Here is a 1,548-nt window from a genome sequence, read left to right on the forward strand (position 1 = left end):
CACTCTCGTGACTTTAGTCATGAGTTAGCCACAAAGAACTTTGGTTTTGACTTTCTATTTTAGCTGTACATCCCATATAATAAGAATGTACGTTCGAGGAATGAGGGGTGCATAAATGTCAAAGGTTGCGAATAAAAAGAAAGGCGCATCGCATAGAAAGGGGGTACCTGAAGATGTTATCGTACGCCATCAGGGATACCGTTTTCGCATCTACCCTACTGCCGAACAAGCAACCCAGTTTGCCAAAACCTTTGGTTGTGCTCGCTGGGTGTACAATTTTTATTTATCCGAACGAAATGAAGTGTACAAAAATACGGGTAAAACCCTCACTTTTACCGATTTTAATAACGCCATCAACCAACTTAAAAAACATCCATACTTCGATTGGTTAAAAGAGGTGGACAAATTTTCACTAAGCAATGCCATCCTCAACGCGGATACGGCTTTCAAAAACTTTTTTGAGGGCAACGCTGGATTTCCACGCTTCAAAAGCAAACGAAAAAGCAAACAAAGCTATACAACCAACATGACGAACGCCAACATTAAAGTCGATTTTGACCGGAAAGTCATCCAACTGCCGAAGGTGGGTGAGGTTTCTTTCCGATGTGGTAAGAAAGTCAAGGCCATAAAGGGAACCATTAAAAGCGCGACCATTACACGTCACAGCAGCGGACTCTATACCGTTTCGATAGTAACGGAAGAACAAATACAAAAAGAAGACGTTCAAATCTTCGATTTGTCCAAGGTAAAGAGAGAAGACATCATGGCCCTGGATATGGGGTTAACCCACTTTGCGATTACGTCCACCGGACAAAAAATCGACAATCCGAGATATTATCAGGAAAATCTGGTCAAACTCGCCTCCCTTCAACGCAAGTTGAAGAACAAGAAAAAAGGCTCAAGCAATTGGAACAAACTGCAGGCAAAGATCAGCAAACTGCATTTACATATTGCCAATATGCGAAAAGACTTCCTGCATAAGGTGTCTTTCGAACTCGTTGACAAAAACCACGTCATCGTCATCGAAGACCTCCATGTGAAGGGAATGCTCCGGAATCGCAAGCTGGCAAAAAGCATTCAGGATGTGGGCTGGGGCATGTTTAAAACGTTGCTTTCTTACAAATGTGAGCGCAAAGGAAAAAGACTGGTTCTCATTGACCGTTTCTTCCCCAGCACCAAACAATGTAATGGCTGTAAAGAAAAGAATCCCCTGCTTTCCCTATCCGACCGTGTATGGGTATGCCCGTCATGCGGGTGTGAGCACGACCGGGATATGAACGCAGCTATCAATATTTTAGAAGAGGGGATGGCCCTCTTGTACGCATAAAATCCTTCTTTACCTACCGTGGGAACCACGGGGTGTGCCTGCTCGTGTCTAGGGATGCGGGATACTGGGAGAGTTTCTCTTTTGGTAGTGGAGAAAGTGTAAGCCGGAGGTCAAACTTCGCTGTTTTCGATGAAGCAGGAAACAAGCGGCTCGCTTTAGTCCGTTCGAGTTTTCACGTCCGCAAGGACGCAGAATCTCGCGACTTTAGTCGTGAGTAGTTC

The 1,548-nt window shown here is 44.6% G+C and carries 1 protein-coding gene; it reads left to right on the top strand.

Features of this window, described 5'->3' with window-relative positions; all coding sequences use genetic code 11:
- Nucleotides 1-115 precede the first annotated feature (115 nt).
- Nucleotides 116-1,327: an RNA-guided endonuclease TnpB family protein gene (locus MBEAL2_RS28495; RefSeq protein ID WP_052948088.1), complete on the top strand. Its 1,212-nt coding sequence runs from the start codon at nt 116-118 to the stop codon at nt 1,325-1,327.
- The last annotated feature ends 221 nt before the right edge of the window (nt 1,328-1,548 follow it).

The organism is Aneurinibacillus tyrosinisolvens (genome assembly GCF_001015055.1).
In the GTDB taxonomy this organism is placed as follows: domain Bacteria; phylum Bacillota; class Bacilli; order Aneurinibacillales; family Aneurinibacillaceae; genus Aneurinibacillus_A; species Aneurinibacillus_A tyrosinisolvens.